General features: G+C 57.6%; 17 protein-coding genes and 5 pseudogenes. 8 read left to right on the top strand and 14 right to left on the bottom strand.

The genetic code is table 11. The annotated features are described in order from the left end of the window. Positions 1 to 339 precede the first annotated feature (339 nt). Entirely contained in the window at positions 340 to 1320 is a 981-nt protein-coding gene (locus AAEZ06_RS03560; protein ID WP_146427313.1) for a hypothetical protein, read from the top strand. 394 nt (positions 1321 to 1714) lie between these two features. On the opposite strand, the gene AAEZ06_RS03555 is transcribed toward AAEZ06_RS03560, so the two are convergent. Next, on the bottom strand, positions 1715 to 2047 hold the full coding sequence (locus AAEZ06_RS03555) for a DUF2790 domain-containing protein (RefSeq protein ID WP_092230483.1): 333 nt from the start codon (positions 2045 to 2047) through the stop codon (positions 1715 to 1717). Positions 2048 to 2295: 248 nt separating this feature from the next. On the opposite strand from AAEZ06_RS03555, the pseudogene AAEZ06_RS03550 reads away from it, so the two are divergent. Both AAEZ06_RS03550 and AAEZ06_RS03545 read left to right on the top strand, forming a co-directional pair. Then, positions 2296 to 2846: pseudogene (locus tag AAEZ06_RS03550) on the top strand (IS5 family transposase); the annotation flags it as partial. 222 nt (positions 2847 to 3068) lie between these two features. Beyond that, positions 3069 to 3197: a hypothetical protein gene (locus AAEZ06_RS03545; RefSeq protein WP_256666354.1), complete on the top strand. Its 129-nt coding sequence runs from the start codon at positions 3069 to 3071 to the stop codon at positions 3195 to 3197. A 35-nt stretch (positions 3198 to 3232) separates the two neighbouring features. Here the strand turns inward: AAEZ06_RS03545 and AAEZ06_RS03540 are convergent, their stop codons facing one another. The 8 genes and pseudogenes from AAEZ06_RS03540 to AAEZ06_RS03505 form a co-directional block, all read right to left on the bottom strand. Continuing rightward, positions 3233 to 3520: a transporter gene (locus AAEZ06_RS03540; protein ID WP_226926060.1), complete on the bottom strand. Its 288-nt coding sequence runs from the start codon at positions 3518 to 3520 to the stop codon at positions 3233 to 3235. A gap of 25 nt (positions 3521 to 3545) precedes the next feature. Beyond that, positions 3546 to 3869 (bottom strand): hypothetical protein, encoded by a 324-nt coding sequence (locus AAEZ06_RS03535; RefSeq protein WP_226926062.1) that lies wholly within the window; start codon positions 3867 to 3869, stop codon positions 3546 to 3548. 484 nt (positions 3870 to 4353) lie between these two features. Beyond that, positions 4354 to 4563 (bottom strand): hypothetical protein, encoded by a 210-nt coding sequence (locus AAEZ06_RS03530; protein WP_069553013.1) that lies wholly within the window; start codon positions 4561 to 4563, stop codon positions 4354 to 4356. Between the two features lie 464 nt (positions 4564 to 5027). Beyond that, positions 5028 to 5120: pseudogene (locus AAEZ06_RS03525) on the bottom strand (peptidase S24); the annotation flags it as partial. A 509-nt stretch (positions 5121 to 5629) separates the two neighbouring features. Then, positions 5630 to 5713: pseudogene (locus AAEZ06_RS03520) on the bottom strand (DUF2514 family protein); the annotation flags it as partial. Further along, positions 5680 to 6000, bottom strand: coding sequence for a hypothetical protein (locus AAEZ06_RS03515; RefSeq protein ID WP_256666355.1), 321 nt, complete (start codon positions 5998 to 6000; stop codon positions 5680 to 5682). The gene AAEZ06_RS03515 and the pseudogene AAEZ06_RS03520, both read right to left, overlap by 34 nt. Then, positions 5997 to 6290: a hypothetical protein gene (locus AAEZ06_RS03510; RefSeq protein ID WP_149414638.1), complete on the bottom strand. Its 294-nt coding sequence runs from the start codon at positions 6288 to 6290 to the stop codon at positions 5997 to 5999. The genes AAEZ06_RS03515 and AAEZ06_RS03510 overlap by 4 nt, the downstream gene beginning before the upstream one ends. After that, positions 6287 to 6493 (bottom strand): annotated as a pseudogene (locus tag AAEZ06_RS03505) (cell wall hydrolase); the annotation flags it as partial. The gene AAEZ06_RS03510 and the pseudogene AAEZ06_RS03505, both read right to left, overlap by 4 nt. Between AAEZ06_RS03505 and AAEZ06_RS03500 the strand changes: the two are divergent. After that, the gene (locus AAEZ06_RS03500) at positions 6439 to 7605 is read left to right on the top strand and encodes a cbb3-type cytochrome c oxidase subunit I (RefSeq protein ID WP_350613418.1); all 1167 of its coding nucleotides are present in this window, start codon (positions 6439 to 6441) and stop codon (positions 7603 to 7605) included. The pseudogene AAEZ06_RS03505 and the gene AAEZ06_RS03500 sit on opposite strands and share 55 nt — an antisense overlap. 14 nt (positions 7606 to 7619) lie before the next feature. Beyond that, positions 7620 to 7840, top strand: a pseudogene (locus AAEZ06_RS03495) (cbb3-type cytochrome c oxidase subunit 3). A gap of 49 nt (positions 7841 to 7889) precedes the next feature. Here the strand turns inward: AAEZ06_RS03495 and AAEZ06_RS03490 are convergent. Then, positions 7890 to 8384 (bottom strand): hypothetical protein, encoded by a 495-nt coding sequence (locus AAEZ06_RS03490; protein ID WP_149414639.1) that lies wholly within the window; start codon positions 8382 to 8384, stop codon positions 7890 to 7892. Between the two features lie 126 nt (positions 8385 to 8510). On the opposite strand from AAEZ06_RS03490, the gene AAEZ06_RS03485 reads away from it, so the two are divergent. After that, positions 8511 to 9203: an aspartate/glutamate racemase family protein gene (locus AAEZ06_RS03485; protein WP_149414640.1), complete on the top strand. Its 693-nt coding sequence runs from the start codon at positions 8511 to 8513 to the stop codon at positions 9201 to 9203. On the opposite strand, the gene AAEZ06_RS03480 is transcribed toward AAEZ06_RS03485, so the two are convergent. The 3 genes from AAEZ06_RS03480 to AAEZ06_RS03470 form a co-directional block, all read right to left on the bottom strand. Further along, a complete protein-coding gene (locus AAEZ06_RS03480) occupies positions 9200 to 9712 on the bottom strand; it encodes a GNAT family N-acetyltransferase (RefSeq protein ID WP_350612839.1) in 513 nt (170 codons plus the stop codon). The two genes, AAEZ06_RS03485 and AAEZ06_RS03480, sit on opposite strands and share 4 nt — an antisense overlap. 78 nt (positions 9713 to 9790) lie before the next feature. Beyond that, positions 9791 to 10936 (bottom strand): glycerate kinase, encoded by a 1146-nt coding sequence (locus AAEZ06_RS03475; RefSeq protein WP_350612837.1) that lies wholly within the window; start codon positions 10934 to 10936, stop codon positions 9791 to 9793. 111 nt (positions 10937 to 11047) lie between these two features. Further along, the gene (locus AAEZ06_RS03470) at positions 11048 to 12148 is read right to left on the bottom strand and encodes a sugar diacid recognition domain-containing protein (protein WP_149414643.1); all 1101 of its coding nucleotides are present in this window, start codon (positions 12146 to 12148) and stop codon (positions 11048 to 11050) included. Positions 12149 to 12319: 171 nt separating this feature from the next. Here AAEZ06_RS03470 and AAEZ06_RS03465 point away from each other — a divergent pair, with 171 nt between their 5' ends. Both AAEZ06_RS03465 and AAEZ06_RS03460 read left to right on the top strand, forming a co-directional pair. Next, positions 12320 to 13630 (top strand): MFS transporter, encoded by a 1311-nt coding sequence (locus tag AAEZ06_RS03465; RefSeq protein ID WP_149414644.1) that lies wholly within the window; start codon positions 12320 to 12322, stop codon positions 13628 to 13630. 120 nt (positions 13631 to 13750) lie between these two features. Then, positions 13751 to 14761 carry an aldo/keto reductase gene (locus tag AAEZ06_RS03460; protein ID WP_149414645.1) on the top strand — a complete coding sequence of 337 codons (1011 nt, stop codon included), beginning with the start codon at positions 13751 to 13753 and terminating at the stop codon, positions 14759 to 14761. A 79-nt stretch (positions 14762 to 14840) separates the two neighbouring features. Here AAEZ06_RS03460 and AAEZ06_RS03455 read toward each other — a convergent pair whose 3' ends face one another. Next, positions 14841 to 15317: an Lrp/AsnC family transcriptional regulator gene (locus AAEZ06_RS03455; RefSeq protein ID WP_149414646.1), complete on the bottom strand. Its 477-nt coding sequence runs from the start codon at positions 15315 to 15317 to the stop codon at positions 14841 to 14843. Positions 15318 to 15336 lie beyond the last annotated feature (19 nt).

The following is a 15336-nucleotide window of genomic DNA, read 5'->3' as shown; positions in this document are numbered from 1 at the left end:
GCTCATTAGCAGTAGGGATTTAGTCGGTAATGCTGCGCTGCATGGGGATAGCGTTAATACCACCCAGGCGACACGAGCCTGAGAGGCAAGGCTACGGGAGATGAGCACAGCCACAGCCTTCGCCGCGGGTCGGCTACGAGCGCTTACCGTGCCGGAGCAGACTTTCTCGAGATCAAGCGTCAGGTGGCTGGCGGCGCGATGGCACCGTATACGGCTATATCGAGGGGCCGAGGTACCGGCGCTGCTCGATGAAGCAGAACCGAAGACCCCAATCTGCCGCGCTATACGGAGATCGTGGTTATTGTGCATACATCGGTAGGGAATACTCGGAGTCAGACGATGCCGTTGATCAAAGCAAGTACGCTCTTATCCGCCTTTTTTGCATTCACGACGACGGGCTGCCAACCCCCCAGCGTTCAGCCATTATCAATCACTGGGGATGCCGTAGCGCGACCTCAATCGGCGTGTCAAAAGGAGGACTTCATCTGGAAAAACAAGATTGTGCCTTCCCTCTACGGCTCTGAACTCCCAGCGCTGACTGCGCCAGGCATCGGCGATACCTTAACCTTGGCAATGCCGAGTTTTACGGTTAAGTCGCTGACTGCGCAAGGCGATGAGCTGGAGCAAGGGCGGCGCAAATTGGTGCATGCATTTGGTGCAGAGGCGCGCTTCCGGTTTGTGGCAAACCGTGGAGTGGCGAGTCGCTATACCGGCATCTTCCAAAGTGGCGCCGACTGCGTGATCGGCCGTCTTTCGGTGGCGACTAAGCCGACGGATACGCACTCTGTGCCGGCCTTAGCTTTGAAGTTTTTCATTGACGATAATCACCCGTCGGTCAATCTACAGGTTATGAACTCCATCGACGGCCAAGAGGGATACAACTTCTTCGAAAAGACTTTCAGCAACATCATTCCACCCGCAACCTCTTTTGCGACGCGCTTACTAGCCGGTTTCTTTGAATGGGCAGCCATACGTTTTGGGGCTAGAGATTCAGATCCTGGTCACTTGACCGTTGAGCACCTGGCCGGCATTAACATCGATGGCTCTAAAGTGGCTGCGCCAAGGGCGCCTTATCAACTTATTTTTAAGCCACGGCCGGCAGCTGTTGCTCGCTTCAACGGGGTGACAATGCAGGATGACTTTCGGATAAAGCTGACTGACTTCCCTGTCGGAGAGGTGCTGTACGACGTTTACGCCTTGGATAAAGGCGAGACGGTCGAGCAGGCTAAACTTTTAGGCCAGCTGGTTCTAAATTCCAAGATCGTGGCATCTCGGTATGGCGACGAAAAGCTCTACTTTCAACACAATATGCAAAGATAGTTCGACTGGACTGACCGTTGCGAAAGTCGCGATTGAAGTAGAGATTGCGGTTGAGAATGTTAAAGTTGCTCCCTTCAATGAACCCCTCTGGTTTTTGCTCAACGGCCACTGCAAACTGCCCCATACTCATGCCAAGGGCAATGAGGGGAAGACCATAAAAGTTTTTATTATTCATGTAACACTCCAGGCTATAGCTTGGCAGAGTTTCTTTATGAAATATTTTATCGTTATAAAAACCCTCCGGCACGTGAGAGTTTCTTCTACGCGCCGGCAGACATGACTCCATACAAAAGATAACTCAAGTGCGGCCTGAAAATTACTTTTATGTCAGCTAGCCGTAAGCGCGATTAAACAATCAAACCAAATAATATGACGCAGACATGGCTCCTTTGGACTAGCCTCCGTGCTGGCATTTGGTACCCATAACTATGTACTCCAAGGTATTGAGTTTGCCAGCAGAGTCCTCATAGGTCATGCGCGAAGGCGCAACGTCACAGGATTTGTTGGCTTGGGTGACACTAACTACCTTCTGAACATCCAGGTTCATACCATATTCATAATGAACAATCTCAGGTATGGCTTTACTATTTTTGAGAGCGTATTGCTCCATCGCCTGTTGATTTTCTTGCATCATCCGACCATAAACACGATCTCCTCCGCCTTCAGCCATGGCAAAGGATGAAACTACCAATATCGAAATAGCGATGACTGCATTCAATGTTTTCATGATTCTACGAGCTCTAATTCACTGGTGACTAGATAGTAGCTAATGATACCTGTCAGAAAGCTGCCGTTAACATTACATGTCTGTCAGGCAAGGTCTTTGCTCCGTTAATGGCATACTTAAGAGAACTCTGAAAAAGACTTCCAGCTCTGGTGAAATAACGAACATGACGGTTTTACCCCATGAAACAGATGTCCTTCGCTGATGCCTAGTACGCCGGCAAACGTAAGCAGACCCGCCGCGAGCGCTTCCTGATTGAAATGGATCAGGTCGTGACCTAGAAGGGCTTGATTGCCTTGATCGAACCGCATTATCCGAAGGGCGAAGTCGGTCATCCAGCGTATCCGTTGATGGCGATGCTGCGGGTTCATCTGATGCCGAACTGGTTCGGCTCCAGCGATCCGGCGATGGAAGAGGCACTGTATGAGACCACGATCCTGCGCCAGTTTTCCGGCCTACATCTGGATCGAATTCCCGATGAAACCACGATCCTGAACTTCCGCCGCCTGCTAGAAAAACATGAACTGGCGGGCAGGATTTTGCAGATCATCAACGGTTATCTGGACGATCGTGGCTTGATACGGCGCCAAGGCACCGTGGTCGATGCGACGATCAGTCATGCCCGAGCCCGAGCTCGACCAAGAACAAGGACGGCAAGCGCGATCCGGAAAGGCATCAGATGAAGAAGGAGAATATGTATTTCTTCGGGATGAAAGCGCACATTGGCGTCGATACCGAGTCCGGTTTAATGCATAGCCGACGAGGGCTGTTGACAAATAGCGATCTTGAAAGAGTTCAACGGCGGGCTTCCTGAGGAGCTCATCACCAATTATTTTTGACCGTAAAAAATAAGAAATTAATAAATAACAGTAGGTTATTGACGAATCGAATGACCCCCCTTATCTAGGCATATCTCTCACTTGGCCTTTGACTCCGAAAGTTGACTGGAGAGCACCGCGTTATCTTGCAGGAGGAGCTGCTTGTCTGTGGTCAACTCGGTCAGTTGGGTTTTAGCTCGGGTTAAATGTTCCGTCAGCAGGGCACGCTCCCGTTCGCTTACGGCCAGGTTCGTCTGCGTCTCTGCCAAAGACTGCGCGCCATGCCCATGGCGCTGTTCCAGAGCAAGATGGTGTTGGCGCCGATGCCGAATTGATCCACGCGCCGACTAAAGACTGACCCAAGTCCAATCTAACGAAATGCAGCACTGGCATTGGTTCGCAAGAATTCAGAGGGGCTCAGTAAAATCTCGGCACGTGGGTCAATTCGGCATCGGCGCAAACACCCAAGTTCAGGCTTGAATGACCAGCGATTGTTGCCGAGATTTACCAGCCTGCTAGCGTCGTATTGGCCGAGCGGCGCCGTGATCGCCAGGCTGGCGCCGATTATCACATCCTGTTGATAGCTGGGGAACTCCGTCAGGGACATCGCCGGGGCGCCATATAAGTTGACCGAGAAGCGGAATCTTGGATCGATCAACCCTGTAACATTACGATCCTTGGGTTCACCGGCGAGCAGAGCCCGTCAATCTTGCCTCAGGCACCACGATATCGAACTTCCCGGAGCGGCCCCAGACGTCCAGAGATTTGGCAAAAGCAAGCACGACAGTCTTTATATTGAGCTTGGCATCTTGGAGCGGGATTGAGGGGTGGGCCGTCACGCTGCCGTTGAGATCGCTGTAGCCCATGAGCAGGAAATTGATACCGACCGGCGTATTGGCGTAGGACCTGGGTTCGAGATCCTCTGCGACTGCACCGGGGCTACTATGATGAGCGAAGCGGATGCGAACCGAACCAACCTGACGACGCAGAGTTTGTATTTCATTCACATTCGCTCGCTTCCTGTGAGGACCCCAGAGTTCTATGTATTGTTGTAGCGCATCAGCATTCGTTTGGCACTGACAGCTGCCACCAGCACTGTGTGGCCGCACTTCGATCGGATACTCTTGGCCGATCCTCGATTGACCAAAGCATCACGCACTTCCTTGAACCGCTTCCGGATGATGCCGGCGGCCTGGCATTGCAGTTTCCAGTCCTCATACAGGACTAGCACCTCATGATCTGCACGCCCCTATCGCGCCAGCACCAATAGCGCCTGCCCCCCATCACCAAGGTGACAGTCAGCCAAGCGGCAGGCACTATCAGCATCAACAAGGCTGCATTCGACTTGAGCACTTGAAGTGCTGGACGACGGAAACGTCTGAGCAGATACCGGTGCAGTGGGGGGTGTAGTGGTCAACTGCCGTGCAAATAATTTTTTTAAACGATAAATCGAGAGATTAATGCCGCAGATAGCAACGACGCTCCGTGAGTTTAAAACGGGTCTGGCCCCGGCTCTACACCAGTGAAGGTGATCTCAACGGGGTCACTTTCGCGCTGCCACGCTAGCTGATAGACCAGCCACTGGTGCTTTCCTTCTTTACGATCAGCCACCAACAACAGCGTCCATCCTGCCCTCAGCAACTGGTTGGCGTTTTCCTCGCTGCGAGTGCTGATCAACCTCTTCGTTTGGTCTATCGCCATTGCCAATTTCCGTAATGTGCCATCGTTATAGAGGCGTAAAGGCTAGCAGGCCATTTGATGATGAGCCCCTATGCGCAATCCCTTCAATGCGTATGTATTGGTAGCAGAGCTTAGGCGACAACTGGGCGGATTGTGTTGCCATGACGTTTTCTTATAGATCAAAACTAATCAGCTGAAGGTGGTCAAATCGAATGCAAATGTGGTGGTCAATTAGCATGCAATTTCCAATCTCTAGTTTTGTACCAAGCTCAACCGTTAGAAAATCATCAGCCAAGTCGCGTCCTGCAAGCCGGTTTTAGGTTTGAACAATAGACAAGTTTCTGATCAGAGCAAACCTACCGAAATATGTTGACTAGACATTTATTGACTTAAATTTACACATCTAAACATATGAGCGCTGCATACAACCACCACTCAAGCCTTGAGCTTTCATAGTCGACATATGTTCCCCATTATAAAACAAGAGCCGGCGATGGAAAGCCCGCAGGCACCCGAAAAGAGCAGAAAGGCAGCTTCGTGCCGCCCTCGGATATAGGACCTAAAATGGTAAAGCTCATGACGCGGCCCTTCACAAGAACTGTACGAACATACAGTTAACTTTGTAGGGCGCTTGCGGTCAATTTCTCTGTAGGGGATTTCGACAGTCGGTCAGCGCGCAATACTCCTGACGTACGCCTTCAGGTCGCAGAGCGATCAACCTGCCGACCATAGCTTCTTGACGAGTAAGTCTAAGAATATGGCCCAGAAAATTGCTAACACAGCTGTTAATGCAAGCCACCGTAAGTCCATGATCAAAAATCCAAAAACCGCCCTGTTGTGGACTTTTTATCACTCAAAGATGGGCAGATATATGAGACCATTCCTAAAATTATTATTTAATGGCAATAGCCCTCACATACGCCTGACTTGGTTGCCGCTATCGGTGATGGCGACAATTCGTTGAGCATCCGCGGGGATCGATCTACTCGCCGAATGGCGCCAGACTTTACTTGGTCTACACTCCACCAATCGAGCTACCACTCCCCCTAGATGCTCGACTTCGGCCCGCCATGTGCGGGCTTTTTCATTAGCCTCTAAACCTGAGGCTTTCATAACTCCTCTCGCAAGTCAGCCCGGCTATTCGGGCTCTGTCATACGCAACCGCCATCTCTCCCGCTCTTTCATCAGCGCGCTTGAGCACGTCGGCAAGCACCATTGCGGCGCGACCAACTGCCGCTCATACCCGATCCGCTGCCGACGCTCTGCCAGCAAAGCCCGGACCTTCACTTCTAGGCTGTCGGACATCTTCAAGCCAGCGGCGGCCCAGGGCGGCACCGCCACCTCCTGCGTTTTGCACAGCACCAGCACCGGCACCTCGACCCGCACAGCGCGGACCTCCGACTCCCAGGTCGCGCATTCAGCCAGCACCAGCATCGCCCCCATCACCAGCCACCTCATAGCCCCAACGCCTGATCAATGATCGACTCTGCCGCTTGGACTGGATCGCCGCCGCTTCGCTCCCGCAACTCCCCCGCCTGCACTAGCTCGCCCAGTTTCTTGCCCTGCTCACCGGCCAGCACTTCCAAGTTGTCGCGGCCGTTTTTGGCCGTGGACAGATCACTGTTCGCGGTATCGAGCAGTGGGCGGTAGTGACCGGCGGCAAGCCGCGCACCGCCGGCCGCACCAACGGCCAACAACAGGAGCACCGCCAGGCCAATACCTGCAAGCCGCCACGCCGCGGAACTCATGGCACATCCTTGAAAAATACGTGGTGCCCGAGTTTCAGCGTCTGCTTGGCACCTTTCGCCCAGGTCGGCGGCTTTGGCATGGTGGTCGCGTAGTAGTGCGTGGCCCCGCCAGTTGGATCTGGTACCGAGCCCGACATCACCTGGTCAGCTGCGCGCTGGGCCTGGGCGAACTGCCTGGCCGGGATCGGTTTGGCGCGACAAAGTCGTCCGCCAATTCGTTATCGCAACCGTGGTATGGGGTGTCATCGGCATGGCCATGGGGGTGTGGATCGCCTCGCAACTGGTGTGGCCAGAGATGAACCTGGACTTGCCCTGGACCACCTTTGGCCGCTTGCGGCCCTTGCACACCAGCCTGGTGATTTTCGGCTTTGCCGGCAGCGCGCAATTCGCCGCCAGCTATTACGCGGTGCAGCGGACCTGCCAGGTACGGCTGTATTGCGACACCTTGGCAGCCTTTACCTTCTGGGGTTGGCAGTCGGTGATCGTGATCATGTTCATCACCCTGCCCCTGGGCTACACCACCACCAAGGAATACGCGGAGATCGAGTTCTCCGGCGCGGTGTGGATGACCGTGGTGTGGGTGGCTTACGCCATTGTATTTTTCACCACCGTGGTGCAGCGCAAGACCAAACACATCTATGTCGGCAACTGGTTCTTCGGCGCGTTTATCGTGGTGATTGCCATGTTGCACGTGGTCAACCACCTGTCGATTCCGGTGGACTGGTTCAAGTCCTACCCGGTGTATTGCGGCGCCACCGATGCCATGGTGCAGTGGTGGTATGGGCATAACGCCGTGGGCTTTTTCCTCACCACAGGTTTTCTGGGGATGATGTATTACTTCGTACCGAAACAGGTCGGTCGGCCGGTGTATTCCTATCGCCTGTCCATCGTGCATTTCTGGGCGTTGATCACCCTGTACATCTGGGCCGGGGCCCATCACTTGCACTACACGGCGCTGCCGGACTGGGTGCAGTCGTTGGGCATGGCGATGTCGCTGATCCTGCTGGCGCCAAGTTGGGTCGCGATGATCACCTTCGGCTCGCTGTCCCACATGATCCCGAAAATTTACGGCCGCGCGCAGATGCACAGCATCCCGTTGATCAACCTGCACTTCTGGCTAGCGACCATCGGCACGGTGTTGTACATCGCCTCGATGTGGGTCAACGGCATTACTCAGGGCCTGATGTGGCGGGCGATCAACGACGACGGCACCCTCACCTATTCGTTTGTCGAAGCCTTGCAGGCCAGCCATCCGGGATTTGTGGTGCGGGTGGCGGACTTGAAGGTCGCGCAACTTAATGCGCAGATCGCCTGAAGGAGGCATTGGGCATGTGGGACATAGCGCTGAATCTGCTGGCGGTGGTGTGCCTCTACGGCGCCGTTGAATACTGCCTGCGTGGCCAGTCGCGGGAGGCGCTGGATGAGGCCAGCCTGATTCCGTTTGCCAATGACCCATAGGTGGCACGGCGCGTGGAGCTGGCGACCGGTAGCAGGTCAAGGCGGTGGCGCCGCAAGAGGCGAAACCAGGCTGGGGCAATGTCGAGCTTTAGATTTTTGTAGGAGCGAGGGGACGCCTAGTTCTTGCTCGCTCCTGCACGATCAACCGCGCTCGCGGGGGATCAGGCTCTGCAACTGCAAGGCCAGGAAGTTGGCATCGAAGGCGAAGGTGTCCGGGTCTTTCAGGCCGTTGGTTTTCTTCCACAGCCAGTCGTTTTTACCCGGCAGCAGCACCAGGGAAATACTGCCGTAGCGGGCGGCGGTCAAGCCCATCACTGATAGGGAAATCAGGCCGCCGGCGCCCATCACATCCGGCACGAACTCCACCGGTTTGCCGGCGATGTGGATGGTCAGCTTCTCGGTCTTGAAGGTCGATACTTCAGCGAGAACAGCCGGGCTGAACGCCACATACGCTTCACGCTGCACTTCCAGCAAACCGACGGTTTTCACTGGCTCCAGCCACTGCTGGATCTGGTCGAACAACTCGCCGATCTTTTGCGTCCAATGGGCCGATTGCACCTCAAATTGCTGCTGCTTGTGCGCTTCGCTATCGGCGTAATGACGAAGCATCTCGCCCAGTTGCTGTACATCGTCCATTGCGGTGTTCCTTGGGTGACCCATGTTGCGAGCCTGAATCATGGCAGATGCCGGCAGCGGGCGTATGACTAAAGCGTGGCCATTGGGTAAGGTGGGTAACTCGCCCACCTGTTTCAGGAGCTTTGCATGCGTACCATTGGCCTAATCGGCGGCATGAGCTGGGAGTCCAGCGCCGAGTATTACCGGATCATCAACCAGCGCGTGCGCGATCAACTCGGCCCGCTGCGCTCGGCGCAACTGTTGATGTACAGCGTCGACTTCGGCCCTGTGGAACAGGCCCAGCACGCCGGGCGCTGGGATGACGCGGCACTGATCCTGGAAGATGCGGCCCGCCGTCTGCAGGCCGGTGGCGCCGAGTGCATCGTGCTGTGTACCAACACCATGCATCGGGTGGCGCCACGAATTGAGGCGGCGGTGTCGATACCGTTTCTGCATATTGCCGACGCCGCTGGTGCCGCGGCGGTGCAAGAAAACACCCTGACCGTCGGCCTGCTGGGCACCGCGTTTACCATGGAACAGGACTTTCTCAAGGCACGCCTGGCGGCCCAAGGCTTGACCGTGCTAGTGCCAGACGCGCAAGAACGCCAGGCAGTGCACCGGATCATCTATGAGGAGTTGTGTGTCGGGGTGATCAGCGAGGCGTCACGCCAGGTCTATCAACAGGTGATCAAATCCCTGGCAGCTCGCGGCGCCCAGGCCATCATCCTCGGTTGCACGGAAATCGGCCTGCTGATCAAGCCCGAGCATTGCGACCTGCCGCTGCTGGACACCACCGAGCTGCATGCGCAGGCTGCGGTGGCGTTTGCCTTGGAGGACTAGGCTGACTTGCGCAGCCGCGCCATGGTCAGGGCATCGACAAAAACGCCGTCACGCAGGGCGTAATCGCGCAACCGGCCTTCGGTCTCGAAGCCGAACTTGAGATACAGGCGGTGGGCGGCTTCGTTGTCGGCGTACACCGTTAGTTCCACCCGGTGCAGGTTCATCCAGTTGTCGGCCACCTCCAGCGCTGCGCCCAGTAGTTTGGAGCCTACGCCCTTGCCTTGCCAGGCCACCGCAACGCCCATGCCGAGTGAGCCAACATGGCTTTGGCGAACGCGCAAGTACTGTTCCATCCCGAGTTGGCCGATCACCTCACCGGCATGCAGCGCCACCAACTGTAGCCGCCGCTCGTTATCCATCACCAGGCGTTTGCGCCAGGCCTCGACGGACTGGAAAGGCATTTGCAGCACCTGACGGCATACGGCCGGGTCGTTGTAGAGCGCGGCGACGCCTTCAAGATGGGCTTCGGTAAAGCGCCGAATGACGATCTGGGGTTCGGGGGCGTGCATTGTGTTTCATCCTTTGAAAAACAAATGGCCGACCAGTGTAGAGGGCATGCTCACAGGAAGGCGAGCCCAACGCTGCCGTCAGTTGGAACGCTGGGCCGCCAGGCGCCACACCCGCGCAATATCCGCCGCGCGCTCACGCAACAGTCGCGGCGCGTCGCTGCAGGCTTGTTCCAGGGTCATCGGCGCAGACGGCAAGGCAAACGCCGCATCCACACCGTGGGCGTACATCTGCTCGTAGCCATCGCCCAGGGTACCTGCGATGACGATCACCGGGACGTTGTGCTGCTTGGCGATGCGGGCCACACCAAACGGCGTTTTACCGCGCAGGGTCTGTGCGTCGAAACGGCCTTCTCCGGTGATCACCATGTCGGCGCCGCGCACGGCGGCTTCCAGGCCTACCAGTTCGGCGACCACTTCAACGCCTGCACGAAACTGCGCGCCGAGGAAGGCCTTGGCGGCGAAGCCCAGGCCGCCTGCTGCGCCGCTGCCGGGTTCGTCGCGTACATCCTTGGGCAGGACCTGGGCGCAGTGATCGGCAAAGTGGCCGAGGGCTTTGTCCAACTGTTCGACTTGCTGGGGGTTGGCGCCTTTTTGCGGGCCAAAAATTGCCGAAGCGCCGTGAGGACCGCACAGGGGATTGTTGACGTCAGCGGCGATTTCAAAGCGTACCTGGGCCAGGCGCGGGTCCAGTTGCTCCAGGTCGATATACGCCAACTTCGCCAGCGCCAGGCCGCCACGGGCCAGAAGCTCGCCGCTGGCATCACGCAGTTGCACACCGAGCGCCTGCATCGCCCCAGCGCCACCATCATTGGTGGCGCTGCCGCCAATCGCCAGGATGATGCGTTGGGCTCCGGCATCCAGAGCGGCACGGATCAATTCGCCGGTGCCAAAGGTGCTACTGGAACAGGCATCGCGCTTGCCCGGCGCCACCAGTTGCAAGCCGCTGGCTTCGGCCATTTCGATAATTGCGGTGTGGCTTGCGGCCAACCAGCCCCAACGTGCCTCTACAGTGCCACCCAACGGACCTTGCACCCGATTGCTACGCAACTCACCCTCGCAGGCCGCGAGCACCGACTCCACTGTGCCTTCACCGCCATCCGCCATCGGGCATTTGATCAACTGCGCGTCAGGCCAGACCTGTGCCAGACCTTGGGCAATGGCCTCGGCAACGCCTTCGGCACTCAGGCTGTCCTTGAACGAGTCGGGGGCGATGATGATCTTCATGGGCTTTCTCCGGTGTTTATGACGCCCATGCTGCCAGTTGACACAGGCAATAACGCCGGTCCTTTGCACAAGTTCCGGTGAGGTTTGTTGTTCATTTCTACAAAACCGCTCCTACACAGGCTGGGGGAGCAACTGTACGCCCAGGTACAACGCCAGCATTCCATCCAGGGTCAACGGATCGACACCACTCAGCTCGGCGATGCGCTCCATGCGGTAGCGCAGGCTGTTGCGGTGAATGCCCAGGGCATCGGCGCAGGCCTGGCTCTGGCCATCGTGTTCGCACCAACTACGCAGCGTCGCCAGCAATTGGCCGTTGTTGTCCTTGGCCAGTACCTTGCGCAGGGGGTTGAGCAGCTCGTCGAGGGCATCATCGTTGCGATGGCGCCAGAGCATTACTGGCAAGCGGTAGCGCGTGAGGGTCAGCAGCCTCGACTGAGGCAGCACATCACGCCCGTAGGCGAGTAGATCGCCCACCCGTCTATAACAGCGGCGCAATCCAGACAGCCCATCGGCCTGTCCGCCCACAGCAACCCGCAGGATGTTCCAGCCCAGGCCTTCAAGTTTTTCCAGCAGGCGCGGGTTGTCCACCAGCACTGACGCCGGCCGGCACCACAGTAAAGAGAACTGCGCTGAGCTGACGCACCAGCTGTCCGGGTAGCGCGACGCCAGCCAGGCGCTCAAGGCGTCGGCCGTCTGCCCAGGGCCCAGCTCAAACAAATACGGCGTGCGGGCCAGTTGCGGCTTGAGACCCAGTTGCTGCGCTTCGTCCACCAGACGCGGCGAGTCGCCGCGCTCGGCCAGCAACAGGGCGAGCAAATCATCACAACGCTGGCGCCGCCATTGTTGCTCGGCCTGCTGGTGGCGCTGGCTGACCAGCATTTCAGCGGTCATGCGCACCAGTTCGGCGTAGGTGCGCAACAGCTCCGGTTCGCCGGTAATGCCCAGCACGCCGATCAAGCGCTGATCATGCAGCAGCGGCAGGTTGATCCCCGGCTGCACGCCCTTGAGGTGCTTGGCGGTCTGCCCGTCGATCTCCACCACCCGACCGTTGGCCAGCACCAGTTGTGCGCCTTCATGGCGGGTGTTGATGCGCTCCGGTTCACCGCTGCCGAGGATCAGGCCCTGGCTGTCCATGACGTTGACGTTATAGGGCAAAATGGCCATCGTCCGATCGACAATATCTTGCGCCAGGTCATGATCCAGTTCGAACATGGGGCTAAATTCCTTGGAAAGCGGTTTCTTTGAGCGGTTGTTCAAAGGCACAGCGCAAACGATTAATTGCTGTGCGCGGGCACAAAGACACCCACGATGGGGTGGCCGACACTCTGGGGGCGATCAACGTTACCCCCGCATTGCAAAAAATCATAATAAAGAGAGAACGCTATGTCACAGAGCGCCACCGCTACCCTGGCCAACGATGACGACAAAAACGCCGTCTACAAGCGCATCACCCTGCGCTTGATTCCCTTCATTTTCATCTGCTACCTATTCAATTATCTGGACCGCGTCAACGTCGGCTTTGCCAAGCTGCAGATGCTCGACGCCTTGAAGTTCAGTGAGACGGTATACGGCCTCGGCGCCGGGATCTTCTTTATCGGTTACGTGCTGTGCGGCGTGCCGAGCAACCTGGCGTTGACCAAGTTTGGTCCACGGCGCTGGATTGCGCTGATGATGATCGTCTGGGGCACCCTGTCGACGTGCCTGCTGTTCGTCACGACACCCACTCACTTCTATACCCTGCGCCTGTTTACCGGTGCCGCCGAAGCCGGGTTCTTCCCTGGCGTGGTGCTGTACCTCTCGCAGTGGTTCCCGACCTTCCGCCGTGGGCGGATCATGGCGCTGTTCATGTCGGCGATCCCGGTCTCCGGCCTGCTGGGCGGCCCGTTTTCCGGCTGGATCCTCAACCACTTCGCCGTTGGCCAAGGCGGGCTTGCGGGCTGGCAGTGGATGTTCCTGCTGCAAGGCATTCCAACGATCATCCTTGGCGCCCTGGCGTACTTCCTGCTCAGCGACAGCTTTGCCAACGCCAAGTGGCTCACCCCGCATGAGCGCTCAGTGCTGGAAGCCGACCAGGCGACGGACTTGGCCAACAAACCGAAAACCACCAGTGACTCCCTGCTGGAAGTATTCAAGAACCCAGCGATCTGGGCGTTTGGCCTGATTTACTTCTGCATTCAGAGCGGCGTATACGCCATCAACTTCTGGCTGCCGTCGATCATCAAGAACATGGGGTTCTCGGATAATCTGGTGATTGGCTGGCTCAGTGCAATCCCTTACCTGCTGGCCGCCGTCTTCATGTTGCTGGTGGGCCGTTCCGCTGACCTGCGCAAAGAGCGGCGCTGGCATCTTGTAGTACCGATGCTGATGGGTGCCATCGGCCTGATAATCGCGGTGAACTTCGCTACGACTCCGGCCATTGCCATCCTCGGCCTGACCATCGCCACCATGGGCGCCCTCACCGGCTTGCCAATGTTCTGGCCGGTGCCGACGGCCATGCTCAGTGCCGGCGCCGCAGCCGGTGGTTTGGCGTTGATCAACTCCATGGGGCAGATGGCGGGTTTCCTCAGTCCGTATTTGGTCGGGTTTGTGAAGGACGCCACCGGGTCTACCGATATGGCGCTGTATCTGCTGGCGGCGGTGATCGTGGCAGGTAGTGTGTTGGCGTTGCGGATGACGCGCACGCTGAAGGTGTAACGCGCTCGGTGCGGGCTTGCTCGCAAATGAAGATTCACGTGAACACAGCCGCTGGGCTTGTTCCAGAGCCTCGCTCTCTGGTATTGCATAGCCCACGTCATCCCTTATGAGGAGTTCACCATGATTTACCGCACACTGGGCCAGTCCGGGCTCAAGGTCAGCGCGCTGACCCTGGGCAGTATGATGTTTGGCGAGCAGACCAGCGCCGAGGACTCCTTGCGCATCATCGACAAGGCCTGGGATCAGGGTATCAATTTCATCGACACCGCCGACGTCTATACCGGTGGGCGTTCCGAAGAAATCGTCGGTGAAGCCATTGCCCGTCATCGCCAGGATTGGGTGGTGGCGTCCAAGGTTGGCTTCGGTCCGGCTGACGGCCCGCCCAACCGCAGCGGCTTGAGCCGCAAGCGAATGTTCAATGCCCTGGATGCCAGCCTCAGCCGCCTCGACACTGATTACCTGGACATCTACTACCTGCATCGCGAAGACCACCACACCCCACTGGAGGTGACGGTGTCAGCCATTGGCGACTTGATCCGCGAGGGCAAGATCCGCTATTGGGGCCTGTCCAACTATCGAGGCTGGCGCATCGCCGAGGTGATCCGCGTGGCCGAGCGCCTGGGGGTAGACAAGCCTGTCATCAGCCAGCCGCTGTACAACATCGTCAATCGCCAGGCCGAGGTGGAACAGATTACCGCTGCTGCTGCCTACGGCCTTGGCGTTGTTCCCTACAGCCCATTGGCTCGTGGCGTACTGAGCGGCAAGTACGCGCCGGATGTCACACCCGACGTCGGCAGCCGTGCCGGGCGCCAGGACAAGCGCATCCTGGAAACCGAATGGCGGGTCGAGTCCCTGCGCATTGCTCAGCAGATCCAGCAGTACACCCAGGGGCGGGGTGTCGGGATTGTCGAGTTTGCGATTGCCTGGGTGCTGAACAACACGGCGGTCAGTTCGGCCATTGTTGGGCCGCGCACCGAGGCGCAGTGGGATGCCTATACCCAGGCGCTAGCGGTGAAGATCAGTGCCGAGGATGAGGCATTCATTGATTCGCTGGTGACGCCAGGGCATGCCTCGACGCCAGGGTTCAATGATGTAGGGCATTTTGTGTCGGGGCGGATTGCTCATCCTTGATGAGCACCCTAAACCCCGTGGGAGCTGTCGAGCCTTGGCGAGGCTGCGATAGCTCCCACATTTTGATTTGTATTGTCAGTTAATCGAGCGGCACGTCCAGGCTCACCTTCACCCGGTCCATCACCACGATGCTGCGAAACCATTTGATGTTGCGGTTCTCATAGAACAACTGTCGCGCCAGGGTTTCGTAGGCCTTCATGGTTTCCACCACAACCACCAGCATGAAGTCGGCGTCGCCAGTGACGTAATAGCACTGCTGCACTTGAGGGATCGACATCTGCGCCTTGAGCACGTCGAGGTCTTCGATGTGGGTTCGTTCGGCATGCACCTCCACCAGGATGGTGATGGGCTTGCCCACCGCCTCCTGATTCACCACTGCCGTATTGGCAGTGATCGCCCCGCTCTGCTCCATGCGCTTGATCCGCCGTTGCACCGCAGCGGTAGACAGGCTGACCTGCTCGCCAATCACCCGCAGAGCCGTGGTGTTGTCATGCTGCAGGTGCTTGAGGATCGCCAGGTCGAAGGCATCGAGGGGTGGTTGTAGGTTGACGGGCATCAGGGCAGACCTTGGGGTG

The organism is Pseudomonas sp. HY7a-MNA-CIBAN-0227 (assembly GCF_040310325.1).
GTDB lineage: Bacteria > Pseudomonadota > Gammaproteobacteria > Pseudomonadales > Pseudomonadaceae > Aquipseudomonas.
The sequence above is the reverse complement of the archived record's forward strand: the minus strand, read 5'-3'. Positions and strand labels throughout refer to the sequence as shown.